Source organism: Streptomyces sp. Pv4-95 (genome assembly GCF_045782725.1).
In the GTDB taxonomy this organism is placed as follows: Bacteria; Actinomycetota; Actinomycetes; order Streptomycetales; family Streptomycetaceae; genus Streptomyces.
This window is the reverse complement of the sequence record NZ_CP127172.1, coordinates 1772421-1797361: the sequence shown is the minus strand read 5'-3', so window position 1 is coordinate 1797361 and position 24941 is coordinate 1772421. Positions and strand designations below refer to the sequence as shown.

Here is a 24941-nt window from a genome sequence, read left to right as displayed (position 1 = left end):
ACACTCCTAGCGCGGACGGGAATCTCCCGCCCGCGCCAGGAAATAGCACTCCGCTGGCCACAGGCAAACCTTGGCCGACGTTTTTCAGACAGTCATGCTGTGGAAGTCGCCCTGCACGACCCCGCCGAAGAATGCCACAATCTCGTCGCGCGTGAACACGAGCGCGGGGCCGTCGGGGAATCGCGAGTTCTGCATCGCGATCTCGTTCTCACCAACCCTTGCAACCTCCACGCAGGAGTTGATCGCGTCACACGCGGACGCCTTTACCCACTGTGCGTCCGGCACCGAACCGGCCGCCATGCCGTTGTGAACCCCCATCATCGCGAACCCACCTTCCTGTTGCTGACCCTGCCGGCAAGCCGCGATCCGTCACTGCCCGCCTCCCTCATCCCGTTTTCACGTCGCCTTGCAATTTGCATGAGCCGTGAGAACGGGTGAAATCCTAGACGGCGAACACCGCCCCCGGCGTCCCTCGAATGGGTATTCTCAAAAGGAAGGAAAACATCAATATGACTAACGGTGCATCAATTTGACGCTCTCCGAATGGCTGAAGATCGCTCATACGTCCGGATCCCCGAGGTGGGATGCTTGCACATTCCCGCGAAATCCCCTGTGGACTATTGGTGTGGTCCATCTGTGAGGTTCCCGTGTTGCCCGACGTGCCGGTAATCAGCGCGTGCGACTGACTGCGGGGCGGGTCTTGGCCGCCGCGAGAGCCGACGGCATGGTGCTGAGGGGCAGTAGCCCGGGGCTGGCGGGCGCCGGCCCGGTAGGTGAGGATTTCAGAGAGGGCGGCCAGCAGCGAGCTGGATGTGCGGGGACGCTGTGGCGGACCACGTGGGTCGAGACTCGGACCGGCCCAGACGGTCCAGGTGAGGAGGTCGTGGGTCGGATGCTGGGCGGCGAAGGCGTCGAATTGGCCCTCGCCCGATGCCCGTCGGGCAGACCGTCCTGTCAGTTCCCTTGATCACTCTCGCCGAGATGGGGCGCCCCGCGCAGCAGGGCTGTGCAATCAGTCGGTGGGGTGAGCGGGATCCTTCAGCGTCCAAGTGCTGCCGGCACACTCTTGCGGCAGTGGCGGGAGGCGGTAGCGGTGGCCCTTCACGTCCGTGCTCTCACGCGGGCAGGCGTTGCAAAACCCGCGTGAGGACCAGTCTGGCGTGCCGAAGCACCGTCCGTGCTCGACCGTGTCCGGACGCGTGACCGTGACACCGAGAGACTGCAATTGAGCGATGAACTGATCGAGTTCATGCTGCGCTGGCTCGGTCAGCATGTGCGGATACCTGAACCTGGCGGCAAGTCTCTGCAACCGCGCGGCCCATGCCGGGATGTTGCACCTCACGAACGGATGATGGGAGGGGAACCTCACTCCGTCGAGACGCCCGACCCACTCGTGGTGCGAATCGACCGGCGAACCAGCGGCTCCGCAGCGTCGTCAGACAGGACGCTGGCACCGACTAGGACGGTGCAGTGTCAGCTCGGGCACTGTTGTACTCCGGCTCCCCGCTTTCGAGGACGCGGAGCAGGGATGCGGTGACGACACGTGTGCTACGGCCGATACGCAGCACACGGCATGGGAACTCCCCGCGACGAGCCAGGTCGTACCCCTTCGCACGCGAGAACCCCAACGCTCTGGAAGCGTCCTCCACGCTTCCCGTTCCGTCCCAGGTGGCGCGGATGCTCGTAGGGCTATACCGAGCACCTTGCGCCTCGTTTGTTTGTTCGTGCATTTCGGGTTCTCCGGTGTGCGAATGGTGTCGCTTCGACGCGTGGTCAAGAAGTGGCGGTGGACTATTAATGATCCGCGGGATCGCCGGTTTGGCTAACCGGCGATCCCGGGCTATGTTGCGTCGCTGCGAAGCAACCACCGTCATCACCTTCGACCGGGATGTGGTTGCCCGCGAACTAACCGCCACCATCACGACGCCGCCCCCGGCGGACACCTGGCTAACCGCCGGCCGCTGGGATGACGCCATACTGCACATCTGGCCTGTGGTCCGCCCTGCACCGCACCTACCGCTGCACCCGGCTCGGCAGCCGCTATGAATCCGCTGCCATATGACGGGACTTCATGGGTTCGCTCAAGGGCCCATCACACCGCGCCGGGCATCAGTGCCCCCTGCGACGTGTGGGCGAAGTGGGCGCTTAGAAGGGCCTGCTCCATCCCCTGAGCTACGGGGCTGACCTATAACGCGGCTTCCCAGTGCTGGTCCGACTGAGGAGTGGGATGCGCGATTCCTGGTGGCCGTGGGAGGCGGGCGCCCTCGGCGAGCTGTGCGTGGCCTCTCACACCATCCTCAGGACCGAAGACCTTCGCGGAAACAATCTTGCTCTCCTCGGTGTTGCGGACTGCAGAGTCGAGGAGGGGAGGTGTCGGGTCTGAAGCTGTTCAACACGAAGGGCGGCGTGACTGAGGTCGTGCCGTGTCTTGCTGAGGTCGAGGCGGACGTGCAGGGCCTCATTGAGGCGCACATGGAGACGATGTTGGGAGTCCGGTTCCTGGCGAGCGAGTACAGCACCGGGCCCGTCCACGGCGGGCGCATCGACTCGCTGGGCATCGACGAGAACGGGGCACCCGTCGTCGTGGAGTACAAGCGCGGCACCGATGCAGGCGTGATCAACCAGGGGCTCTTCTACCTGTCCTGGTTGGTGGATCACCGGGCTGAGTTCGGGCACCTGGTCCGCGATCGGATCGGGGCGACGGCCGCGTCCCAGGTGTTGTGGAGTGCACCGAGGCTGATCTGCGTGGCCGGTGACTTCACCCGCTACGACATCCACGCCGTGCGCGAGCACCGGCGCAGCATCGACCTGGTCCGCTACCGCCTCTTCGGCGACGACCACATCGGCCTTGAGACCGTGGCTTCGTACACCGGACAGAAGACTGCCCCCGCGGCGGCCCGCCGTCGCGCGGCCGGGGTGCCGAGCATGCGGAGGCAGGATGGAGCGCTGACGGAGCTGGCTGCGGCGGTCGACGAGGCATTGCTCGGCCTCGGGGACGGCATCACCCGGGTCCAGCGCAAGCAGTACCGCGCTTACCAGCGGCTGCGGAACTTCGCGTGCGTCTGCCCGCCGCAGCAGACCAAGCTCCTCGTCTACCTCAAGGCCGACCCGAAGGGAATCGACCTTGTCCCCGGTTTCACCCGGGATGTGACAGGCATCGGCCACCACGGCACGGGCGGCCTGGAGGTGCAGCTGCGGGACGAGCACGATCTGGAGATGGCCCAGGAGCTGTTCCGCCTCAGCTATGCCGCGGCCTAGGGGCCGTCCGGTCGATCAAGTGCATATGGGTCGAAGACCCCGCCTGTCTCGGCGGTCCCTTCATTGACTGTACGCGCGCACGAACTTCGGCCGTTTCGTGCGTGGCCGGCGGGCAGGGCATGCCCCATCGCCCGCCTCGCCCTCCTGGCGGGCACCTCACGCTCTAGGTGATGACAACGTGCTCTGGCAGGCGATGCGGGGTTGGCTGTGATGATGGCTGTTCGCCTGATTAACGGCGTGAGTGCCTGCGATCATGTGAGCATGCCGATGCCTGGAATGCCTCTCCAAGCTGCACTCATCCCCGACTGCACCGAGCTGGAAGCCCACCGTGCGGCCTATAGAAGCGCCAAGGCCAACGACGCGATCTTTGTTTGCATCGCTCGCCATGGGCGCCGCTGGAAGGTAGAGCTTGACGCTATGGCCAGCAGCAAGCCCTACGTCCCGGACCAAACGATGACAGTCCTGCAGTCCGCAGCTGAAGCGTTGGTATTGGATGGAACCGTGGAGCAGGCCAACATTGGGGCTGACTACATCTCCATGTGGCCGATCGAGACCGAGAAGAGGGCGCGCGAGATCGGGGCTGCGTTCCACGCTGCTATGTACGGTCTCCAGCAGCTACACATCGCCGTTCCGAGCCAGCGTGAAGGCTCGTAGCTCCGAAGCCAAGGTGCTCCGACGCCAGGTGGTTGAGCAGGTCTCGCTCGTGGTCTCGGTTGCCGATTTTCCGCAGTTGTCCGCATCGCTCCCTAACGATCCAAAGCCGCCGCTGCCCTGCGCCTCCGTACGAGTGTGGACGAGCCTGGACCAAGACCCGACAACTCGCAATGCGCAGGTCTCGGTCGTGTCACCAATGCGGCTCCACTGGAACCCCAGTTCAGAGACTCTCTGAGGCAGGAGCGCGGCCGTGAAGCCATCCAGTGGGGGCCTCCTGTTGGCCGATGTGCGGGGGCAACCTTCTGGCGCCCCACTGGCCGCTGAAAGGAGGAGGAGTTATGGATGAAGTCCGCGCCTTCTTCGGCACGGTACTGGAGCCAGGCCAGGATGTGCTCTTCGCGTCCGGCGAACTCCGGCGAGCGGAGGTCCGTAGCGTCGCTGCCGCAACGCCTGTTGCTGACCGGCAGGAATGGCCGCAGCCGTTCCCACTCGGCATCCGTCAGATCACCCCGCCCCATACCCGGAACAACGTCCCATCCCAAAGGCAAGTCACCTGACTGATCTGGACAGATCCCAGAAGTGCGCTTGACTGCGCAGATGAACATCAACTCGGCAGAAGTAAGTCCGTCTGAAACCGTGCAGGTCAGGCGTTTCCGCACTGGTGATTCGGTGGAACAGCTGACTTTCTTGCTCCACCGCGCCTACGCAGACCACACCGCTGCCGGGCGGGTCTTCTTCGCCTCCTACCAAAGTCCGCAGGACACACAGCACCGCCTGAGCAAAGGCGAGTGCTGGGTCGCGATGAACGGGAACGCACTGGTCGGCACCGTTACCGTGTCAGCTCCTCACACCACTCCGCTTGGATATCCGGCGCCGGCAGGAGGGGGCTCGTTCTGGCAACTGGCTGTCGAGCCATCGCAACGAGGCACTGGCCTCGGACAGCGACTGCTGGCATTGGCAGAGTCACGTATCGCTGCTCTCGGATCGACACAGGTCATCATCGATACCTCCGCACAGGCGGCAGACCTCGTCGACTGGTACCGCCGACGTGGCTACGCACCGATCGGCACGTGGCGGTGGGACGTCACCAATTACGACAGCGTCGTTCTCATGAAGAACCTGCCGACGACAGCTCCTTCGTGATCGCCCGGACAAGTCCTAGGCGGGAGCGGTGGCACCAGTACGTTCGAAGGTCTCAGGCGGAGCCAAAGTCGGATCGAGGCAACCGTGACGGTGCCGTGGAAGATGTAGCCGCGCTGGTCGACCAAGGAGTGCTCTTTCTGCCGGTGTCCGGGCCCAAGGGCCGGACACCGGCAGGCTTGGGTCAGCGGGAGATGCGTGCCGCGGGCGGAGCCGTGGTCTGCGGTGGAACGGCTCGGGGCGCCGCCGGGGCCCTGTTTGGCGTGGGCCTGCTCTCGGGCGCGGGTGAGGTGGCGTGCTGCCACCGGGTACGCACGGCGGACAGGTCGGAGAGCGCGCGGCGGCTGCCGACGACGAGCTGGTACGGCGTGGTGGCCGGATCCTCGGTGAACGCCTCGATGCGCCGGCCGATGTGGTGGGCGATCTGGAGGAGGGAGCGCTGGAGGATGCGCTCGCCCCAGGACTCCGGGGAGCCGACCGGTCTGGCGAGGAGGTCCAGCAGCTCTCGCGGCTCGGCCACGGCGCCGAGGAGGCCACGGTGCTGTGCCTCCCAGAGAACCGTCACGGGGTCGACGGGGGTGCCGCGCCGCGTCAGGGTGATCAGGCACTGCCACAGCCCGGCGTGCAGTGGGTGAGTGAAGTCGTCGGGGGTCAGCCACCGCATGTGCTCGACGCTGCTGGGATGCGCGGTCGCGGTCGCGAGCAGCAGCCGTTCCTCGTCGACCGCTTCCTCGTCGTGGGGTGTGGCTGGTGATGGAGCAGGGGTGCGGGGCAGGGAGCCGGAGTGCGGTGGGAAACGGGCGGCGATGTCGTCCACCACGGTGGCGAGGGCCTCGGCTTCGGCGAGGGTGGTGGTCACGCGCTGGGGGAGCAAGGTGTCGCGCGCGGTTTGCGTGAGCCGCTGGGCGGCGGCGCACAGTCGGCGCCGTGAGTGTTCTGCCTCGATCATTCGGGCGTACGCGGGGGCGTGCCGGGGCCACGGGCAGACCTGAATCAGGTGGTGCAGGTAGGGGGCGGACAGCCCGCGTGCCTGTTCGCGGGCGGCTGCGAGTACCTTGTCGAGCCACTTTGTGTTCTTCGTGTGCTGGAGTGGGTCGGGGGCGGGCAGGGAGCGGATCGAGGCGAACAGCGCGGCGTGCTCGGCGGTGGAGAACGCCTCGGAGGCAATCCCGGTGACGTCGCTGAGGCGATGTGGTTCGAGGAGGAGAGCGCCGAGGAGGGCCTGCTCGACGTGGAACACCGGTTGCGGTGGCGGGACGGTGTCGAGGTCGTCGTCGGGGGTGCGGGGCATCAGGCGGCCAGGGTGAAGTCGTTGGGGTTGAGGGAAACGCCGAGGTGTGGGGCGAGGAGGTGGCCGGCGAGCAGTGGGGGGACGGCGTTGCCGATCTGGGAGAACTGCTGGCCTTTGTTGCCGGCCCAGGGGTAGTTGGCGGGGAAGGTCTGGAGGAGGCCGGCCTCGCGGGCGGTGATCCGGATGGGCTCCGGGACGGCCGGTGGCTCCGCGTTCTCCGGCGGTGTGGCGGCGGGTTCGGCGACCCAGGTGCATTCATTCGAGCGGTGCCCGAAGAACAGAGTCCCCGCTGGCTCCTGGATGGATCTGACGGTGGCGTTGGCCTGGTTGTTGCTCCGCAGGGACCAAGACCAGCGGTGTGCATTGGCGGTGAGCTGAGGGGCGGAGGCCGCTCGGTTCTCACGGTCGTCCAGCAGGGCGACACCGCCCGGCCGAGGTGTCCACGTACCGCGGTCGCGGGCGTTGACGAGAGTTTTCCGGGAGCCGGACGGAAACGGTTCGGGTCCGCCGCCGGGCCCGCCGCCGGCGCAGACGGTGGGGACGGGCCGGTCGGTGGCACCCCAGCCCAGCGCCTGGGCCATGCTGACCCAGCGGGCGCGGCCCGGCCCGAACAGTGACTCGGGCTCGGCCACTTGGGCGTGCGTCGGCGCGGGTGGTTGGGCCATGCGGATCCGGGAGGCGAGGAGGATTGCTCGCCTCCTTGTCTGAGGCACCCCGTAGTCCGCGGCGTTAAGGATGCCGGTCCAGACGGAGAACCCCCAGCGGCGCAGGATCACCGCGTACTGCTTCCACAGCGGGAGGACGTCCGGCACTTCCTCCATGGCGACCCACTCCGGTTCTCCGACCGAATTGAGGTCGTGGAGGTAGCGCATGGGCTCGGCGGCCAACAAGGAACGCACATCCCGGCAGGCGCCGAGGAGCGCTTCGCGGGTGTCGCGACCAGCGGCGAGGTCTGAGACCGCCTGGTGGACCAGGGGCTGGTCGATCAGCCCGAGGCGTTTGCCGGCCATCGACCATGCCTGGCACGGAGGGGACGCGATCAGCCCGCGCGTCCGGCCGACGAAGGGCCATGTCGGATAAAGCGCCGCGTCGGTGCGAATCGTCAACTGGCCAGCGGCAGCACGGGTTTTGCAGGCCCACGCGTCCCATTCCAGGCCGACGTCGCGTATGCCGAGGACGCTCAGTGCCCTGCTCCAGCCGCCTGGTCCCGCGAAGAGGTCGAGTATCACGTGGCCAGTCCGAAGTCGTCCTGCGTCGGCGCGTCCGTATCGCCGCGGCATGCCCAGGGCGAGCAGCCGTCCGCGACGCCGTTCTCCAGCTCGTCGGCCTCGCCCGCGCCGATGCGCATGGCTGCCCGTTCGGCAGCGGTGACGTGGTCGATCGGCGCCTGGCTGAGCGGGACGCGGGAGCGGTGCAAGAACGCCTCGCCGAGCAGGTGGTTACCGGATGCGTTGGCGCGGGCATTGCCTTGCCGGATGGCCGCGTCGAATTCGATGACGTCCGCCCACTCGGATGGGGATGTGTCCCTGATGTGCCTCCACTGCGCATTTCCGTGGAACGGGCAGCCCAGGCAGCTCGATTTCGGTGTTTCGGCCAGCCCGAGCGAGGTCAGGTACCGAAGGCAGTCGGACCTGCTCCACCCCAGGTCCAAAAGAGGGTGCCGATTGCGCATGTACTGCACGTCGGCGTCCTTGGCCCGGTGGAACTCATCGGTGGAGATTCCCACCCACTGCTCGACGAACACCCCCTCGGGGACGCGCGATGGGTACGGGTGTCCGAGCAGCTCGCGGACCTTCTGCTTGATCGGCTTTACCTTGTATTCGCCGGTGCACTGCCTGCGGGTCATTCCAGGGCGCCCGTCCTTGTTCAGGATGTGGAGGGGCATGGAGGCGAAGCGGTGGTCCGGGTTCAGGGCGTCGTTGCGGATGTTTCCGGCAGCGACGCGGAGGACCGGTATTCCGGCGGGCTTGGCGATCTCCTGTTCCAGACGGTCCAGGTGGGCGTAAACGGCTTCGGGTTCCCAGCCGGTTTCGGCGAATATCGCGTAGTCGACCTTCGAGAGGATTCCCTCGGCTGACAGGGCGAGGAGAGTGCTGGACTGGACTCCCGCGCCCAGAGAAAGGGCGCGGAATCGGGGCTGGTCTGAAATGGCATGTCCTGGGATGGGGAAACGGGGCACGCCCTCAATGCGGCTGGTGTGTGCGCGGGGTTGGCGGCAGCAGCTGGTCGCGGTGTATCGCGTGGGAGAGGGCGGGGATGCGGTCGAGGAGGTCGGAGGCCGACTCGATGAACTGCTGCGGTGAGGGGCCGATGAAGACGACCGGCTTGGATGTGGCGTCGGCTCGGCGGCGTTGGTTCTCCACGGCTCGGGCAAGGGCTGCGGCCAGTTCGGCGCCCGCGTCCTGGGCGGCCTTGGCGATGTGCGCGACGCGGTCGAGGAGCATCAGGTCCGCGGACGTGGTGCGCGGCGTGTGCGAGGCGAGGTCGCGGATGAGCCCCAGACAACTGCCGGCAAGAGCCTGGGCGTCGATGATCCGCGCAGCCAGCGCCTGCGAGTGATCGCCATCGTGGCTGCGCAGGGCCAAGCGCAGGGCAAGGGCGTCGGCCGTGATCCGGTCGAGGGTCTGCGCCGGGGTGGGGTGATCAGGCACGGATCTCCGCGAGGTGGCTGGTGCGCAGGGCTTGGGCGAACGCGGCGGTCAGGGACGGGGCTTGGCCCGGGTCGGTGGTCAGTGCGCGGACGACGGGGGTACCGATGACGACGGCGTCCACCAGCGGGGCGACGCGTGTGGCGAGGGCCGGGGTGGAGATCCCCACTCCCGCCACCACTGGCAGCGGGCTCGCGGCGCGAAGGCGTTGGGTGAAGTCGGCGAGTGCCGGGATGTCGAGCGGGCCCCGGTAGCCGGTGGTGCCCGTGCTGGCGGGTGCGTAGAGCCATCCGGACGCGCCGGCGACCGCAGTCGGGAGGTCGGGGGTGGGGGTCGTGCGCGGGATGAGGCGTGGAGTGCGAAGACCCGCTTCCGCCGCGGCGTCGTGCCACCGGCCCGTCTGGTCGGCGGGCAGGTCGACGACCATCACGCCGGCGGCACCGGCGTCGGCGAACAGGCGGGCCAGGTGCTCGGGCCCGTGGCGGAGGACGGGCTCCCAGTAGGTCATGACGACGGTCTGCCGGAGGCCGGCGGCATGCCCGACGGCGCGGACGGCGGCATCGAGGACGTTTCCGCTTCGCAGGGCACGGTGGTAGGCGGCCTGGATGACGGGCCCGTCGAGGAAGGCGTCCTCGGTGGCCAGGCCGACCTCGAATAGCTCGGCACCTGCCTGCGCGAGCTGGTCGAGGTGACGGCGCTCGGCGGTCACCGGATGGAGGCCGGCCGGGACGAACACGCCAAGCGAACAACGGGGTTGGGTGAGGAGGGTGTGGAGGGGATCGGCAGTGGTCAGGGTGGGGCCTTTCCCGGCGAGGGCTGTCGCCGGAGGTCAGCGGCGGCGCCCTGCCGGTGGAGTCGGGGGCGCGGGCGGGCCTGCGCTGTGTCGCGGTTGCGGGCCGGGCGGCTCGGGCGCGGCGGGAGGGATGCTGAGGGCGGGTGCGACGAGGTCGAGGCTCTGGGCGACCTGCTGGGCCTGGTCGTGAGCGTCACGCAGATGCCCGGCGACGTCGGCAGGGAGCCGATCCCACTGGGCCCGGTACTGGTAGCGCTGGATGATCTCGGCACCGTTGCGCAGCTGGTCGACGACCTGCCGCAGGATCGCGGTCTGCTGCTCGGGTGCGGTCGCGGTGTGCGTGGCCTGCAGGAGCGCGTCCAGTGCGGTGGGCAGCGGCTCGTCCTCCGCGGGGAGGCCGAAGAGGTCGGCATGCAGTGCCTGGGCGAAGACCGTCACGGGCCCCGCCTCGGCCGCGATGGCGGTACTCGGCTGGGGCCTGTCGGCGGACGCTGAAGTGCACGGTCACGTCGCGGGGTGCGGCGCCGGGGCATATCTGGTCGGCGAGGGCCCGGGCCAGATCGTGTGCTGTCGGGGTGTCGGAAGGCGTCGTGGAACTCCGGGAGTTGAGGTCAGCGGGCCGCGGCTCGTGCCGCGGTCGCGGCTGGTCGGGCTGGTGGTCGCGTTGCGGTGGGTGCGGTGGAGCGGGGCCGGGCGAAGGAGGCGGCGAGGTCGCGGCGCCCGGCTGCGGTGAGGTGGACGCGCTCGTCGCGGAACCAGTCCGGGCATTCTTCGCGCATCACCAGGCCGCGGCTCTCCAGGGCGCGGATGGTGCTGATGCTGACGCGGAGGTCCTCGCGGCGCAGATAGGGCTTGCCGCTGGTGATCGCCACGTCGCCGCGCTATCGCGCGCAGCGCGGAGTCCTGGGTGCGGGACAGGGCGGGCGGCCGGTATTCGGGTACGAAGCCCCGGTGCCGGCGTTCGGCAACGAAGAGTTCAGCGGTCGCCAGGGCATCTGAGGCGCCCAGTGCGGTGAGGCTCGCAACGAGGCTGAAGCACCGGCCGACTCCCCGGCGGGCCTCCTGGTCGGTCACGACCGCCAGGAAGCCGTCGCCCAGCTCAACGGGCAGTCCCGCGCGGGTGTTGTCGAGGATGTCGACGGCATCGATGAGATGGTCGGCTGCGTCGGACGCGAGATGGGCGAGTTGGCGCACGCGTGCGTACACCGCGTGGATCGCGGGGCTGTGGTGCATCGGCTGGGCGTTGAGGGCGTCCACGATGGTGAGCGCGGACCGGGCCAGGTGTTGTGCAGATTGCGTCTGGGCGTTCAGCAGGGTGGTGGGGGTTGGCCCGTTGAGCGAGTGCCGCAGGTGGGCGTCGGTGAAGCGAGTGAAGTCGGCTGCCAACGTGAGGAGTTGCTCGGCGGGCTCAAGGGAGGCGGTCTTCTCGGTCAGGGGCGGCTCCGGGAAGGTGGGGAGTCAGCGACGGCGGCCGGGGCGGTCGAGCTGTGCGAGGGCGTGATGGACGTGTGGATTTACTGCGGCGCCGCGGACCGGTGTGATCAAGGCGGTCTGCTCATGGCGCGTGCTGAGGGGGATGTCGGCGAAGACTCGCTCCACCGCCATGGGCGTGGCCAGGTGGGAGGAGAAGTTGCGGACGAGGCACTCCGGTGGTTTTGTTCACGAGTTCTGGCAGCAGATGTTCACCGCTTCGGGAGGCGCACCGTCCGGGCCGTGGTTGATGTTCACGAGAACGGGAGGCACCTCGTGTACCCATCCGCAGGATGGCCGGGGCGAGGGGGGTGTGACGAGCTGTCAGGCCCGCAGGGCAGACTGTCGCTCATGACAGAAGCCGGGCTCGACGCCGCCGCCCGCTCCCTGCGGGCCTGGCTCAATCGACAGCAGTTCAGTGACCTGTCTACCTCCGAGGTGACCGCCTTCTTCACCGACTCGGTGGCCGACTGGGCGACCGACCAGGGATACGAAGTCCAGCGGGAGGTAAAGCTGCCCACCGCCACTCGGCAGAACCGGACCGGGCGCCTCGACCTGCAACTGCGGCACCGTTCGGGTAAGGGACGGCTGATCAGCATCGAGGTGGATCGGGGTACGAAGGAGTGGTCCCTCGAGAAGCTCGTCCAGGCCGTCGAGCTTGGCCACCTGGCGCTGTGGCTTCGGTGGAGCCGCGCCCCCGTCACTCTGCCGATCCCGCCCACGGTCCGGCTCATCCGGGCTCAGGTACTCAGGCGCACCACGCTCACGCGGGCGAAGGTCCACTCGCTCCGGCCGGACAACTGCGGGTAGCAGGCTGGTTCGCACCCGGCAGCGCCATAGGTGTTGAGGCGGACCGGCCGTGGGCTTCTACCGGCCCCGCGTCAGGGTCACGGGGACCCTCCAGCAAGCCTCGGTGCTGTCGAAACTCGTGAACATTCCGGCCAGCCCGCGACGGCTTACCGCCTCCCGAACCGGTGTCGAAGTGCTGCCCGTTCTTGTGAACAGAGCCACACTCCGGGGTGCCTTGCGTGAAGGTGCCAGCGGTGCCCCCTCGTAGTAGAGGTGCTCGACCTGCCAGGTGATCTCCTCGGCGGGCGATTGCTGCAGTCGGCAGTACAGGTCGGGGAGGTGAGGGCGCTGTCCTCGGTGGACCAGCCGTTCAGCTCGGCGATCTGGTCCAGCGGCATGTCCGTGATCGGGATGCGGTCGGCGTGACGGGGATCGCCGAGCAGCTGGGGTAGCGCCTGGGTGACGGCAGCGACCGCCTCCAGGGGCGCTTGCCTGCTGAACGTCACCTCCCAGTACGGTTCGTGGTGGGCCACGGTGAGCCACCGACCGAGCGGGTGCAGCGGGGCGAAGTCGACGAACAGGCTGCTGTCGGGGCTGTCGATTGCGACGTGCCCGGTAGCGGCATCGCGCTGATGGTTCCACTCGAAGAGGCGGATGAGGGGGCCGATGACGTCGGCGATCCGGTCGCCGGCGCCGGCCATGTACCGAGGCGAAACCATGACCCGGTCGTCGTGTGCGTACGGCTTCATCGGCGCACCTCCCGCGTCACCGCAACCGCCGTGGCTGTTGGTGCGGGCCCGGCGCGAAGCGCTCTAATCCGTTCAACGGTGCCTCCTGCCTGCGTTGCCGGGAGAGGGCAATGGGCCCGGCGACGCTGCCTGGGCACGGGCAGGCTTCTGGCGCGGTGCGATCGGGATCGCGTCGGGCGTGGGGATGCCGAGGTCGACGCGTGAGCCGAGCCCTTCGATGCAGGCGTGCAGGTGTGCAAATTCGACGGCGTCCAGGAGGCCGAGTTCGCCCAGCCCGCTCGTCGGATGGTAGGAGCCGTCCGGGGAAGGGGTGAAGCCGTGCTGTTCCAGGATCCATCGGGCCGTGTCTGTCTCGGCGGTTGCGGTCACGGTGCCGTCGGCGAAGCGGAAGCGGAGATGGGATCCGGCCAGGGGACCGTGGGGATCCTGTGGGTCGTCCAGGACAGGTCGACGAACTCCTTGTCGCCGACCAGAAACCCGTGCAGGGCCCAAACGGCTCGTTCGTTGGCGTCCTGGGGCATCCCCGGAGGGACCAGGTAGATGGTGCGGCCGTTGTGCTCGCGCGCAGTGAAGCCCGCGACGGTCAGGATGTGGTCGGCGCCGCGACGGGGGCGGTTGAAAACGACGAAGGTGTGCGCGTCGTCCGTCGACCCGATGAACACATCGGGCAGATCCACGAAGGACATACTTCTCCGGGTGAGGCTGCGAGGTAAGGGGGGAGGCGTCGAACCGGGCGCGGTCAGCGTGCCCTTGGTGCAGCTGCGCGCGTTGCGGGGCTCGGGCACGGTGCGTGCACCGCTGTAGGGGCCGCTGCGGCTGAAGTGGTCGTGATGCCGGGGCTGACGAGGGCGCGGTCGATGAGCTGCTTGTCCTCACGTTGCGCGGCGGCGGAGGCCAGGCGACGGGAGAGCCGCTGTGCCAGCGCGCGGTACGCCTTGGCGGAGGCATCCATCCTCTCGGCGGCGTCGTTCAGGACGCGTCGGCTCGCCTTCGGGGTCTCATCGGCGTCCTCGTACAGCAGCACTTCGGTGCGGGTATGGATGGCAAGGGTGCACATGGCGGCGGCGAGCGACACCTGGGCTGAGGCTTCGGCGAGTTCGGCGAGGTTCTCGTGTCCGTCCTTCGTGAACGCGTACTGGCTGGTGGACAGATCCGCGAGCTGCTGCGTGCACCGCATTGCCAGCTCCTGGGCCCGGACGGCGATCGGGGCCAGCTCGCGGACAGGCTTGGAGATCTCTCCGGCATGGACCTGTTCCACGTCTGCTCGCAGCGACTCCAAAGTGGGCGCCACCTGGCCGAGGAGGCGGGTCTGCTCTGACAGGTCGAGGAACTGCAATCCGAACTCCAAGAGGGAAAGGGGAAGGGCGAAGGCGCCGGGATGACGCGGGGGAGCGGGCAGAGGGCTATGCGGCGGTGCCGTAGTCGTCTGGCTGGGGAGCGTACTTGGCGACGGCACGGGTGGTGATGGCCTTCGACGCGCGGGCCGAGGCAGCGGACAGCTCGTCGGCGCCGGGCTCCAGATACCAGGGCCTTAGATCGAGCATCGCGGCGCGCATGCCGGTGGCGAAGCACAAGGCGGTGCCCTTGGGGAGGGCGCGGATCGCGTCGGCGGGCAGGATCCGCTCCTGCCGCATACTGACGGAAGTGGACTTGCCGGACTCGGAGTGCGAGGTGGACGTGGTCTGCACGTCGTGGTCGCCGATCAAGCGGGACAGTTTGTCGGCGAAGTCCGGGTCGTCGATGCCGGACCCGATCACCTTCACGGTGGAGGCCGACCACATGGCGTCCATGCCCGCGTCTCCCCAGACTTTCTGGCCCTGGCGGTAGCTCTGGAGGATCGTGATCGGGATGACGCCGCGGCTGCCGAGGTGGGAGTACAGGTCCGGCAGGTCGCTGATTTTGCACACGTTGGCGGCCTCGTCCAAGATCGCCAGCATCGGCGGATCGAGACGTCCCCCCGCGCGCTCGGCCTGTGCGGTTGCGGCCCGCATCACCGAATCCGCGCACGCTGCGATGAGCGCGCTCGCTCCGCCGCCGCCGTCCTTGCTGAGCAGGAAGAGCGTGTCGGTGGAGGTGACGAACTGCGCCGGCCGGAACTCGGGGACATCCTTCTGCGGTGTCACCCATGCAGCGATCTCGGCGTTGAGCAGGGCGGAGGCGTACTGGCGGGCGGTCTCGTAGATCCCGTCCCTCGTCTCCGGCGGTCCCTCCACGGTCCCCTTGAGCTGGGCGGCGACGGCGGCGAAGTCATGGTCGCGGAGGATGTCGAGCGGGGTGCGGTCGGCCGGAAAGGCGAGCCAGGCCATGATGTCGGTGATCGGCCGCTCGTCGAGGGCTGCGGCCAGGAGCAGTTGGCTCAGGATGTTGCTGCCGGCCTTGGACCAGAAATCGCCCTGCTGGCTCGCGTCGACGCTCGCGGCCAGGAAGTGCCCGGCCAGCCTGTTCGCGCCGTCCAAGGTCTTCGCGCTGGCGAGGGGGTTCCACCACATCTCGCGGGCAGCGTGGGCGATCTGCTGCGGGTCCATGGTCCACACCTGCCCCACCTCGGCCCGGGCGTCGTAGGCGGTGGTGAAGGCGTCTCCAGCGGCCTTGTTCGAGGTCAGCAGGACCGGGCCGGGCGCGGCGAGAACGGAGGGGATGGCGAGCGATGTGGTCTTGCCGGACCGGGGGGCCATGATCGCGACAGCAACGTCCTCGAACCCCATGCGTACCTCATGGCGAGACCCTTGGAGGTTGCCGAGCAGGATGCCGGTGTCCTTCGCGTCGATGCGCTTGGCGTCCTTCAGGCTCGGGCGCAGGGAACGGGCCTTGTCGGTGATCGCCTTGGCCATCAGTGGCTCGATGTCCCGGGCCTTGGCCATGTCGGTGATCTTCATCCGGCCACCGCTGCGGTTCTTGTACCGGGCCCACAGGAGACCAGCCGCTGCCCCGAGGGCCAGCAGGAGGAGAACGGGAACGATGCGGGTGCCGATCAGCAGGGACGTTTCCCCCGCCTCGGGCCACAACCGCTCGGGGTGGAGCAGGGCGGCGGTCGGCTGGTACGGCGCCCAGGTGCCTCCGGCGAAGCAGGCGGTGATGTTGCCGCAGAGCCAGGCGAGATGAGACAGGGGGAGGGCAATGGCGAGAACGCCGAGGAGGACCTTGAAGGCTATGTCGTAGCCGTCGTTCGGACTCGGTGACGGGGAAGTGGGGTTGGGCAAAGGGTGGATTCCAGGGGTGTCGGTGTGCGCGGTTGGCGTCAGCGGGTGCGCCGGGGCGCTCGTCGGCACGGGGCGGACACTGATTGCGTGAACCGGTTCGCGGGGGCTGTGCCGCGGCGCTCCACGGCGAAACCGACCTCGAGTCTCGGGCGCCGGGGCAGGGTCACCTGCGCACCGGGGCGGTTCGGCCGGGCGCAGGCACGGCGGTCATGGTCGGCGGCGGAGCCAGAGGCGAGGAACAGTGGAGCGCTGCGGAGTTGATGTCGTGGAGCGCGTAGCCATGGGTTGCCCACTCGTCGAGGTAATGTCCGGCTTCGGCGTTCCGGTAGAACCGTTCTTCCTCGTATTGCGTGGTTCCCGGGCGGGCGGACGGGTGCAGGATGTCGCGGATGGCCAGCCATTCCTTCTGGAGGACGGCGAGTTGGTCGAGAGCGGTGCCCAGGACACCGAGCTGCCAGGCCCACCGGGACTGGATGGCTTGAGCCGGAAGGCGCTGCAGTTGCGTCTCGGCGGTGGCGACGAGGTCCTTGGCACCGGGCCGGACCCGGTTGAATGCCCGCCAGATGTCGGCATCGCGGCGGCCGGCGCGCCGCACGTAGTGGCCCACGTCGTGGGGCAGGCCATCGAGGTGGGTGTGCTGATCCCTGTAGGCATCCCAGTCGGCGAGGATCTGGTCTCGTTCACGCACGAAGAGGGCCAGTTGTCCCAGCCGATGTCGGTGGATCTCTTGGGGGGATGAGGGCAAAGAGCATCCTTCGGAGCGGAGTTCACCAGCCCATGCGGTGGTCGGCTTCGGCTGGTGGTGATCGGTTGGTCAGCGCCGCAGGGGCGCCGTCGTGCTCGTCGGCGGGGCTGGAGCTTTGGTGGTAGCCGTAGGCCGCCGGCGGGCGGCACGGGCCTGCGCGCGGAGGGCGTCGAGCCGGGAGGTGTGTGCGTCGACGACTTGCTCGGGAGCGAGCGGGCTCGGTTGCTGAACGACGCTGTGGTGGGCGGTGCGGTCGAACATGCCGCGCTGGAGCGGGGCGGGGTCGGCGAGTGCGGTGATGAAGGCACCCACGAGGTGGTCGGGAGCCTGATCGTCGAACCAGGCGTGCCAGATGCAGGGGCCCATCGGTGAGCCGTGTCCCGGCTCGCCCGTCTCGATGTGCCAGCCACCCCGGGCACGCCGCTCTGCATGGCACATACCGTCGGCGGAGTGGGCCGCGGTCGCTGCCCCGAGCAGCCATCCCGCCGACTCCAGGACCTGAAAGGGGCCTGGTCGCTGGGTGGGTGGCGGGGCGATGAGCGCGTCGGTGAGGTGGCCGAGAACCTCTGCGGGTACGAGTTCGCCGAATTCGGCGTACCAGCCCGGCTCGGTGTCGGTGGGCTTGGCCCGCAGCCGCCACCATGCGGAGGTGGCGGACTGCGGGTCGAGCTGGAGGGTGAGCCGGCGGCCTGGGCTGCGCAGGACGATTTCGGGACTGAGAGGGTCGGATGTACGAGTCCATCCGGCGGTGGCGAGTCCGTGGGTGACGTGGCGGGCGTCACCGGGGCCGGCGAGATGACGGGGGCTGGTGTCGAAGGGGATCCGCCAGGCGTGCTTGTCGGCGAAGGCGGCGAGCTGCCGTTCGCTCACCGGCATCAGTCGCACCCCGATTCGGTGCCAGAGGCGCTGTCGTACAGGGCGCGGAGGTCATCGAGGACGTAGTGGAGGGTGTGCTGGTCGGCCTGCTCCCACGCGGCGGTGCGCAACTTCATGATCAGGACGTCGACTTCGGCGCTGCGCGGGGTGTCGGGGTGGTCCTGTACGGCGCGGGCGAGTGCGCGTAGGGCGTCGGCGATCTGGACGGGGAGGCCCGTGTACTCGTCGAGCAGCGGCTCGACGAGGGCGAGTGCCTCGCCCGGCGCGGGGTCGTCGCGCAGGTAGTCGGTGAGGTGGGAGAGGGTCTCGGTCGCGGTGCGGATGGTGTCCGGGGTGAGAGCGGGCACAGGGCTCCTCGGGTGGTGGGCGTCGGGGTCAGCGGCGGGTGTGGGTGCCGCCCGCGTGGGCGTGAGGGCGGGCCGTGGCGCCGGGCCGGGCGCTTCGGGCGGTGTTGCGGGCCCAGGTGGCGGCGCGGGCGGCGGTGATGCGGGTCTGCTGCCAGGCGCTGAGCTGGGAGGGCAGGACGGAGACGGAGGTGGTGCGGATTCGGCGGGAGGGCGGAACGTTTCCGAGAGGGCGCATTACCGGCTGCGGATCAGCCAGGGCGGTGGTGAACGCCTGGACGAGATGCATGGGTGTGGTGGGGGCGAAGTGGGCCTGCCACGTTGTGCCGTGTTCGGTGCGGGCTCCGGCCCACCAGTACGCCTCGCCGGGGGCGGTCTGGTGGAACTGCATCCAGCTGCTGCTGTCCGGACTGGTTGCGGTGGGGTGCTTGCTTTGCTTGGTTTGCCAGCCTTGCTGCTGGAGGGGAGCCCAGGGGTTGGGCGCGTGGGCGGAGCGGGGTTGGGCGACGGCGTCGGTGAATCCGGCGACGATTTCCACCGGGGTCTGACGGCCCAGGGTCACGTGCCAGGCCGGCTGCCCTTTCGCGGCCTCGCCCCGGATCATCCACCCGCCGGGCTGGATGAATGGTGAGATCTGAGAGCGTGAAGGGGGTGAGTGAGATATCGACACACCCTGCAAGGCCGCTTTGACGGGCCAGAAGCCATCCCCGTCGTGATCACGTGCAAGGCACCCGCGTCCGTACCAGCGGCTCATGGTGAGCTACGACGAGCCGGGTCATCGGGTTGTCTGCGTCGTCTAGACGGCGAGGTCCTGACCTGCGCAAACTCCGCTTCGGGCGTGGTTGGCGGGCACACTCCGACGACTCTTCCTGACCCGGGTGTCAGGACCGCGTCAGCGAGTTCGATAGCGTGGCCCGGTGAGCGAGAAGACCCTGCAGCACCGGATTGATGGTCCCGACGACGCCCCCGTACTCGTCCTGGGTGCCTCGCTTGGTACCACATGGCACATGTGGGACCGGCAGATCCCCGAACTGACCCGCCACTGGCGCGTCATCCGTTTCGACCTGCCCGGTCACGGCGGCTCGCCCGCCCACCCGGCCTCCTCCATCGCCGAGCTGGCCGACCGCCTGGTCGCCACCCTCGACGCCCTGGGAGTGGACCGCTTCGGCTATGCCGGCTGTTCCATCGGCGGCGCGATCGGCACCCAGCTGGCCCTCACCCGCCCGCACCGGGTCACCTCCCTCGCGCTGGTGTCCTCCTCCGCCCGCTACGGCACGGCCGACGCCTGGCGCCAGCGCGGAGTGGTCATCCGGACGAACGGGCTCGACCCGATCGCCCGCACCGCCCCCGAGCACTGGTTCACGGCCGGCTTCGCGGGCGCCCAGCCCGCCATCGTCGAGTGGGCCGTCCAGATGGTGCGCACCACCGACCCCGGCTGCTACATCGCCTCCTGCGAGGCCCTTGCCGCCTACGACGTGCGCTCCTCCCTCAGCCGGGTCGGGGTGCCCACGCTCGTCGTCGCGGGCTCCGAGGACCAGGTCACGCCGACCACCGACGCCCGCACGCTGGTCGCAGGCATACCCGACGCGAGCCTCGCGCTGGTGCCCGGCACCTCCCACCTCGCGCCCGTCGAGCAGCCCGCGGCCGTCACCGACCTGCTCATCCGGCACTTCACCACCGCCTGGCACGACAAGCCGAGCGCCGCAGGTCAGGCCGCGATAGGTGCCGCCGCCCCCAAGCCGCAGATAGCGCCCCCGCCGCCGCCGATGGCGCCGCCCGCGGCGATAGAGTCCGGCCTCGCCCAGCCGGCCCAGGTCCGCGGCGGTACGTACGAGCAGGGCATCAAGGTCCGCCGCGAGGTGCTCGGCGACGCGCACGTCGACCGGGTCGAAGCCGCGACCGACGACTTCACCGGCGACTTCCAGGACCTCCTCACCCGCTACGCCTGGGGTGAGACCTGGAGCAGACCGGGCCTCGACCGACGCACCCGCAGCGTCATCACGCTCACCGCGCTGGTCGCCCGCGGCCATCAGGACGAGGTGGCGCTGCACACCCGCGCCGCGCTGCGCAACGGCCTCACCCCGTCGGAGATCAAGGAAGTGCTGCTGCACACCGCCGTCTACTGCGGCGTGCCGGCCGCGAATTCCGCCTTCCGGGTCGCCCAGCAGGTGATTCGGGAAGAGACCACGCCGGAGGGCTAGGCCGCGGAGGCGGCCTAGGTCCGCCGGCCCGGACCGCCTGCTTCGGCGACGAACTCGACGGCGACGTCGTACAGGCTCGGGCTCGCCGTGACCGGCAGCCGCTCGTCCTCCCGCGCCGCGCGGGTGCGCTCGCGGAAATCGGGGTCCGCGGTGGCGGCCTCCCACGCCTCCTGGCTCTCCCAGTGGGCGACGTTGACGAGCTGGAACCGGCTGTCCGACGCACGCGCGCGGTGCAGCCGGGTGTCGAGGAAGCCGGGCTTGGTGCTCATGAGCGCGGCCCGCCGCTCCCACCGGGCGACGAACGCGTCGACGTGTTCCGCGGCTACTTCGAAGACGTTGATGAATGTGACGGACGAGTTCTCCGGGGTCGCCGGACGGCTGTCTGTGACCATGCCACGAGCCTATAGGCGACGGGCAACTGCGCACCGGCTGGGGGTAGTTGGGTGACCTGCCGCGAAGGGCCGGCGACGTCCCCTCCCCGGGCGGTCCGGGTCCGCACGGGGAGTCGAGGACGGGCCGAGCTGTCGGCAGGCGGTCCGGCAGCCGTGCGCGGCAAGATGGCAGGTATGGAACTCACGAAGAAGACTCATGCCTGTGTCCGGCTGGAGAAGGACGGGCGGACGCTGGTCATCGACCCCGGTGTGTTCAGCGAGGAGGACGCGGCCGTCGGCGCGGACGCGATCATGGTCACCCATGAGCATCCGGACCACTTCCACGAGGGCCGGCTGCGGGCGGGCATGGAAGCCAACCCCGCGGCCGAGATCTGGACCCTGGCGAGCGTCGCCGACCAGCTGTCCGCCGCCTTCCCAGGCCGGGTGCACACGGTGGGGGAGGGCGACGCCTTCTCGGCCGCCGGCTTCGACGTGGAGGTGCACGGGCAGCTGCACGCCGTCATCCACCCCGAGATCCCGCGCGTCACCAACGTCGGCTTCCTGCTGGACGGCTCGGTCTTCCACCCCGGAGACGCGCTGACCGTGCCGCACGGCCGCAGCGTCGACACGCTGCTGCTGCCGGTGCACGCCCCCTGGAACAAGGTCGCCGAGATCATCGACTATCTGCGCGAGGTCGCGCCCCGGCGGGCCATCGACATCCACGACAGCCTGCTCCAGGACCACGCCAGGCCGATCTACGATTCCATGATCGACAAGCTGGGCGGCACCGACCACGGCCGCCTCACCCCTGGCGCCCGCACCGGTCCGGTCTGACTGTCAGTGCCTCGCTGTAGGTTACGGATATGCGCATCGCGACCTGGAACGTCAATTCGATCACCGCCCGCCTCCCGAGGCTGCTGGCCTGGCTGGAGCGCACCGGCACGGACGTGCTGTGCATCCAGGAGACCAAGTGCTCGGCCGAGCAGTTTCCGAGCGAGGCCCTGCGCGACCTCGGATACGAGTCGGCGGTCAACGCCGACGGCCGGTGGAACGGCGTGGCCCTGTTGTCGAAGGTGGGCCTGGAGGACGTCGTCATGGGCCTCACCGGCGGCCCCGGGTACGAGGGCGTTCAGGAGCCCCGTGCCATCTCCGCGACCTGCGGCCCGGCCCGCGTCTGGTCGGTGTACGTCCCCAACGGCCGGGAAGTCGATCATGCGCACTACGCCTACAAGCTCAGCTGGTTCGAGGCGCTGAAGGCGGCGGTCGCCGAGGACGCGGCGGGGGACCGCCCCTTCGCGATCCTCGGCGACTACAACGTCGCACCGACCGACGAGGACGTCTGGGACACCACCGCCTTCGAGGGCGCGACCCATGTCACGCCGGCCGAGCGTGCGGCGCTGGCCGGGCTGCGTGAGGCGGGCCTGTCCGACATCGTGCCGCGCCCCCTGAAGTACGACCGGCCGTACACCTACTGGGACTACCGGCAGCTAGCGTTCCCCAAGAACCGCGGTATGCGGATCGACCTGGTCTACGGCAACGCCCCGTTCGCCAAGGCCGTCTCGGACGCCCATGTCGACCGCGAGGAGCGCAAGGGCAAGGGCGCGTCGGACCATGCGCCGGTCGTCGTGGACCTGGACGTCTAGGGCCTGCCACCGCGCGGCTTGCCTGGGCTGGGCTGGGTCCGGCCTGCGCCGCACCGCACCGGCCCGGGTCCGCCTGGGCTCGCCCGCCGCACTCCACCCCGCCCGGCCCGGATCGGCCCCCCCCGCTTCTCCCGCCCGGCCCGGATGAGGGGCCGGGCCGGATGAGGGCCAGGCCGGATCCCCTGCCCGGACGAGGCCGTCACGGCGTTCCCGGGCCGGGCCTGACGAGCGGGAATCCCCCGGTCGGCAGGGACGCCGCCGGACCTGGCCGGTGAGGGCTCCCGCAAGACGCCCCGGCCAGGGGGGCCCAGGTCCCGACAGGAAGGGCGCGGCTCACGCCCGCATCCGGCCGGGCGAGCGACCACCACCCTCGGTTCATCCGACTTCACCCTTTCCGCGCGTAGGCTGCCCGCGCTGACCATTCGTCACGAAAGGAGAAGATTGTGGCCTCTCGCCTCAACCCGTACATCACCTTTTCCGGGGAAGCCAAGCAAGCCCTGGAGTTCTACAAGGAGGTCCTGGGCGGCACGCTCAACGTCAACACCTACGGCGACTTCGGCAGCGAGGCGCCCCCCGGATTCGCCGACAAGGTCATGCACGGCCAGCTCGAATCCGCGAGCGGCTTCACCCTGATGTGCGCCGACAACCCGCCCGGAACCGAGCACGATGCCGGGAACAACTTCGCGGTGAGCCTGAGCGGCGACGACGCGGACGAGCTGCGTGGCTACTGGAGCAAGCTGTCCGACGCCGGCACCGTCTCCGTCCCGCTGGAAAGACAGATGTGGGGCGACGTGTTCGGCATGTGCACGGACAGGTTCGGCATCACGTGGATGGTCAACATCAGCGAGCAGCAGACCTGATCCGGACGTCGGCGACAGGCCCGGGGCCCGTCCCGCGAAATCCGCCGGACGAGCCCCCGGCTGCCCGCCCCGCCTCAGCGCCGTACGGGCACCAGCGCGGCGAGATCCACCGAGTCGCCCAGCGCCTTCAGTCCCGCGTCGCCGGGGTGGAGATGGTCGCCGCTGTCGTAGACCGGCAGCATCCGCTGCGGTCGTTGCGGATCGCGGAGTACGGCGTCGAAGTCCAGTACGGCGTCGAAGACCCCGTCGTGACCGCGCAGGAAGGCGTTGACGGCCTGCCGCCGCTCGTCGACCGCCGGCAAGCAGTCGGTGTAGCCCTCGCACGGGGCGATGGTGGCCGCGACGACCTGCAGGCCGCGCTCGTGCGCCCGGCGGGCGATCGCCCGCAGCCCCGCGATCACCTCGTCCGCCGAGGTGCCCCAGCGCACATCGTTGATGCCCTCGAACACCACGACCGTGCGCGCCGACGGCTGCGCCAGCACATCGCGCTCCAGCCGGTGCTGGGCACTCACACCTCCGGTGTCCGTGCTGACCCCGTCGCCCTGATAGCGGTCGGTGACGATGCGGTTCGCGGAGATGCCGTGGTTGATCACGCCGTAGCGGGGATACCGGTCCTGCGCCTGGAAGCGCCGGGCGAGCACATCGGGCCACCGCCGGTTGGTGCCGCTCGTCGACTTGACCCCGTCGGTGATCGAGTCGCCCAGCGCCACGATCGATCCGGGCCCCGAGCCGACATCGACGCCCGTCAGGAACGGCCAGATGCTCATGGTCCCCGGGAAGGCGCCGCCGTCCCGGTCCCCGGTCAGATTCCCGCTGCCCGGCGCGCTCAGATAGGACTGCTGGGTGGCTTCCTGGTGCACCGGAGCAGCCGCCACCGTCCCCGGAAGGTGGATGCTCACCAGCAGGTCGGTGTCGGCCGGCACGGTGAAGTCCACCGGGTCGCTGAAGGCCTCCGCCCCGGCCGGTATCCGCGTCCCGGTGTGCCCGCGGCGGAAGGTCAGCGGCACCGGCGCGGCATCCGCCGCGGCGCCCGAGCCCCGCACCGCCACGCTCGCCGCGCCTATGTCCACCGGGGCCGCCGCGAAGGTGTTCGCCAGCCGTATCCGGGCCCTGGGCCCACCGGCGCCGGCGTGCACCACGAGCCGCAGCGTACGGTCCTGCCACGGTCCGACGGCCCGGTAGCCGGCGGTGCTCGCCGCCCAACTGCCGGTCCTGCCCTGCCCGGTGTCCCGCACGGACACCGCGAACACATGGAGGGCGCCGGCCCCCTCGGCGCGCCGCGGCAGCACCACCGAGGCGACCTCCTGGCCGGCCCGCAGCGGCACGCTCACCGCGTACAGCCGCGCCGGCCCGCCCAGCTGTCCGTCCGGGCCGTTGATGTGCGGCAGCGCGACCACCTTGGTGCTCAGCAGGCCCGACCGCCAGTCGGGCGCGGTGAGTTCGAAGCCGCTGCGTGATCCGTCGCGGTAGCGGACGGTCCCGTTGCCGGTGACGCCCTCGCCGTTCCCGCCGGTGCCGGCGACCAGGAAGGTGAGTGCGTCACCGCGTCCGCGCAGCGACACCGTCTGGCCGTCCGCGATCACGTTGTCCGCGGCCCCGGACGTCCCGCGCGGCCACTCCAGCCGTGCGCCGTCGATCGTCAGGGCGCTCCCGGGCGGCCAGCCGGCCGCGGCCAGGTCCTGTGCGGACAGGGAGTGCCCCGCCCCGTCGAAGTCGGCCTCGCCGGGTCCGGAGTTGTCACTGATCGCCGTATTGTCGAAGAGCCTCGCCAGCGGCAGAGGAGCGGGCGGCCGTGGTGCCCGCCCCGCCGTCGTGGCGACGGCGGTACCGGCCGGCAGCGCGGTCGCGGTGAGCAGGAGTGTCAGGGCGGTGCCCCATAGTCGTACGCGCATCTCTGGGTTCCCTCCGG

The 24941-nt window shown here is 69.5% G+C and carries 28 protein-coding genes; 9 read left to right on the top strand and 19 right to left on the bottom strand.

The genetic code is table 11. The features are described 5' to 3' along the window. Window positions 1-84: 84 nt before the first annotated feature. Window positions 85-321 carry a DUF397 domain-containing protein gene (locus tag QOM21_RS08155; RefSeq protein ID WP_407549077.1) on the bottom strand — a complete coding sequence of 79 codons (237 nt, stop codon included), beginning with the start codon at window positions 319-321 and terminating at the stop codon, window positions 85-87. Between the two features lie 2049 nt (window positions 322-2370). Between QOM21_RS08155 and QOM21_RS08150 the strand changes: the two genes are divergently transcribed. The 4 genes from QOM21_RS08150 (at window position 2371) to QOM21_RS08135 (ending at window position 5055) form a co-directional block, all read left to right on the top strand. Then, a complete protein-coding gene (locus tag QOM21_RS08150) occupies window positions 2371-3258 on the top strand; it encodes a transporter (RefSeq protein ID WP_407549076.1) in 888 nt (295 codons plus the stop codon). 201 nt (window positions 3259-3459) lie between these two features. Beyond that, window positions 3460-3912: a hypothetical protein gene (locus tag QOM21_RS08145; protein ID WP_407549075.1), complete on the top strand. Its 453-nt coding sequence runs from the start codon at window positions 3460-3462 to the stop codon at window positions 3910-3912. A 338-nt stretch (window positions 3913-4250) separates the two neighbouring features. Next, a complete protein-coding gene (locus QOM21_RS08140) occupies window positions 4251-4469 on the top strand; it encodes a hypothetical protein (RefSeq protein WP_407549074.1) in 219 nt (72 codons plus the stop codon). A 40-nt stretch (window positions 4470-4509) separates the two neighbouring features. Further along, window positions 4510-5055: a GNAT family N-acetyltransferase gene (locus tag QOM21_RS08135; protein ID WP_407549073.1), complete on the top strand. Its 546-nt coding sequence runs from the start codon at window positions 4510-4512 to the stop codon at window positions 5053-5055. A gap of 181 nt (window positions 5056-5236) precedes the next feature. Here QOM21_RS08135 and QOM21_RS08130 read toward each other — a convergent pair whose 3' ends face one another. The 7 genes from QOM21_RS08130 to QOM21_RS08100 all read right to left on the bottom strand — a co-directional run bounded on the left by QOM21_RS08130 (window position 5237) and on the right by QOM21_RS08100 (window position 10656). After that, window positions 5237-6343 carry a DnaB-like helicase N-terminal domain-containing protein gene (locus tag QOM21_RS08130; RefSeq protein ID WP_407549072.1) on the bottom strand — a complete coding sequence of 369 codons (1107 nt, stop codon included), beginning with the start codon at window positions 6341-6343 and terminating at the stop codon, window positions 5237-5239. Then, window positions 6343-7572 carry a DNA cytosine methyltransferase gene (locus tag QOM21_RS08125; RefSeq protein WP_407549071.1) on the bottom strand — a complete coding sequence of 410 codons (1230 nt, stop codon included), beginning with the start codon at window positions 7570-7572 and terminating at the stop codon, window positions 6343-6345. Before QOM21_RS08125 ends, QOM21_RS08130 begins: the two co-directional genes overlap by 1 nt. Then, window positions 7569-8459, bottom strand: a complete 891-nt coding sequence (locus QOM21_RS08120) for a hypothetical protein (protein WP_407555608.1) — start codon at window positions 8457-8459, stop codon at window positions 7569-7571. The genes QOM21_RS08125 and QOM21_RS08120 overlap by 4 nt, the downstream gene beginning before the upstream one ends. A 67-nt stretch (window positions 8460-8526) precedes the next feature. After that, window positions 8527-8994 carry a hypothetical protein gene (locus QOM21_RS08115; RefSeq protein WP_407549070.1) on the bottom strand — a complete coding sequence of 156 codons (468 nt, stop codon included), beginning with the start codon at window positions 8992-8994 and terminating at the stop codon, window positions 8527-8529. After that, a complete protein-coding gene (trpA, locus tag QOM21_RS08110) occupies window positions 8987-9784 on the bottom strand; it encodes a tryptophan synthase subunit alpha (RefSeq protein ID WP_407555607.1) in 798 nt (265 codons plus the stop codon). The genes QOM21_RS08115 and trpA overlap by 8 nt, the downstream gene beginning before the upstream one ends. 36 nt (window positions 9785-9820) lie before the next feature. After that, window positions 9821-10222 (bottom strand): hypothetical protein, encoded by a 402-nt coding sequence (locus QOM21_RS08105; protein ID WP_407549069.1) that lies wholly within the window; start codon window positions 10220-10222, stop codon window positions 9821-9823. A 173-nt stretch (window positions 10223-10395) separates the two neighbouring features. After that, on the bottom strand, window positions 10396-10656 hold the full coding sequence (locus tag QOM21_RS08100) for a hypothetical protein (protein ID WP_407549068.1): 261 nt from the start codon (window positions 10654-10656) through the stop codon (window positions 10396-10398). 949 nt (window positions 10657-11605) lie between these two features. On the opposite strand from QOM21_RS08100, the gene QOM21_RS08095 reads away from it, so the two are divergent. Next, window positions 11606-12064: a hypothetical protein gene (locus QOM21_RS08095; protein ID WP_407549067.1), complete on the top strand. Its 459-nt coding sequence runs from the start codon at window positions 11606-11608 to the stop codon at window positions 12062-12064. Between the two features lie 146 nt (window positions 12065-12210). Here QOM21_RS08095 and QOM21_RS08090 read toward each other — a convergent pair whose 3' ends face one another. From QOM21_RS08090 to QOM21_RS08050, 9 genes are all read right to left on the bottom strand, one after another. After that, window positions 12211-12792, bottom strand: a complete 582-nt coding sequence (locus QOM21_RS08090; protein ID WP_407549066.1) for a DUF317 domain-containing protein — start codon at window positions 12790-12792, stop codon at window positions 12211-12213. 72 nt (window positions 12793-12864) lie between these two features. Next, entirely contained in the window at window positions 12865-13161 is a 297-nt protein-coding gene (locus tag QOM21_RS08085; protein WP_407549065.1) for a hypothetical protein, read from the bottom strand. Then, window positions 13158-13478: a hypothetical protein gene (locus QOM21_RS08080; RefSeq protein WP_407549064.1), complete on the bottom strand. Its 321-nt coding sequence runs from the start codon at window positions 13476-13478 to the stop codon at window positions 13158-13160. Before QOM21_RS08080 ends, QOM21_RS08085 begins: the two co-directional genes overlap by 4 nt. A gap of 53 nt (window positions 13479-13531) precedes the next feature. Continuing rightward, window positions 13532-14140: a hypothetical protein gene (locus tag QOM21_RS08075; RefSeq protein ID WP_407549063.1), complete on the bottom strand. Its 609-nt coding sequence runs from the start codon at window positions 14138-14140 to the stop codon at window positions 13532-13534. A gap of 55 nt (window positions 14141-14195) precedes the next feature. Next, window positions 14196-15992: a type IV secretory system conjugative DNA transfer family protein gene (locus QOM21_RS08070; protein ID WP_407549062.1), complete on the bottom strand. Its 1797-nt coding sequence runs from the start codon at window positions 15990-15992 to the stop codon at window positions 14196-14198. A gap of 163 nt (window positions 15993-16155) precedes the next feature. Next, window positions 16156-16737, bottom strand: coding sequence for a hypothetical protein (locus tag QOM21_RS08065; RefSeq protein ID WP_407549061.1), 582 nt, complete (start codon window positions 16735-16737; stop codon window positions 16156-16158). 69 nt (window positions 16738-16806) lie between these two features. Continuing rightward, a complete protein-coding gene (locus tag QOM21_RS08060; protein ID WP_407549060.1) occupies window positions 16807-17613 on the bottom strand; it encodes a DUF317 domain-containing protein in 807 nt (268 codons plus the stop codon). After that, window positions 17613-17960, bottom strand: a complete 348-nt coding sequence (locus tag QOM21_RS08055) for a hypothetical protein (RefSeq protein ID WP_407549059.1) — start codon at window positions 17958-17960, stop codon at window positions 17613-17615. The genes QOM21_RS08060 and QOM21_RS08055 overlap by 1 nt, the downstream gene beginning before the upstream one ends. A 28-nt stretch (window positions 17961-17988) precedes the next feature. Beyond that, complete coding sequence (locus QOM21_RS08050; RefSeq protein WP_407549058.1) at window positions 17989-18711, bottom strand: DUF317 domain-containing protein; 723 nt, start codon at window positions 18709-18711, stop codon at window positions 17989-17991. Between the two features lie 163 nt (window positions 18712-18874). On the opposite strand from QOM21_RS08050, the gene pcaC reads away from it, so the two are divergent. Continuing rightward, window positions 18875-20158 carry a 4-carboxymuconolactone decarboxylase gene (pcaC, locus tag QOM21_RS08045; protein WP_407549057.1) on the top strand — a complete coding sequence of 428 codons (1284 nt, stop codon included), beginning with the start codon at window positions 18875-18877 and terminating at the stop codon, window positions 20156-20158. A 14-nt stretch (window positions 20159-20172) separates the two neighbouring features. On the opposite strand, the gene QOM21_RS08040 is transcribed toward pcaC, so the two are convergent. Then, entirely contained in the window at window positions 20173-20550 is a 378-nt protein-coding gene (locus QOM21_RS08040) for an antibiotic biosynthesis monooxygenase family protein (protein WP_407549056.1), read from the bottom strand. A gap of 174 nt (window positions 20551-20724) precedes the next feature. Here QOM21_RS08040 and QOM21_RS08035 point away from each other — a divergent pair, with 174 nt between their 5' ends. The 3 genes from QOM21_RS08035 (at window position 20725) to QOM21_RS08025 (ending at window position 23032) form a co-directional block, all read left to right on the top strand. Then, window positions 20725-21363, top strand: coding sequence for an MBL fold metallo-hydrolase (locus QOM21_RS08035; protein ID WP_407549055.1), 639 nt, complete (start codon window positions 20725-20727; stop codon window positions 21361-21363). Between the two features lie 29 nt (window positions 21364-21392). Beyond that, entirely contained in the window at window positions 21393-22172 is a 780-nt protein-coding gene (locus QOM21_RS08030; protein WP_407549054.1) for an exodeoxyribonuclease III, read from the top strand. A gap of 443 nt (window positions 22173-22615) precedes the next feature. After that, window positions 22616-23032: a VOC family protein gene (locus QOM21_RS08025; protein WP_407549053.1), complete on the top strand. Its 417-nt coding sequence runs from the start codon at window positions 22616-22618 to the stop codon at window positions 23030-23032. Window positions 23033-23106: 74 nt separating this feature from the next. Here QOM21_RS08025 and QOM21_RS08020 read toward each other — a convergent pair whose 3' ends face one another. After that, a complete protein-coding gene (locus QOM21_RS08020) occupies window positions 23107-24924 on the bottom strand; it encodes an SGNH/GDSL hydrolase family protein (RefSeq protein WP_407549052.1) in 1818 nt (605 codons plus the stop codon). Window positions 24925-24941 lie beyond the last annotated feature (17 nt).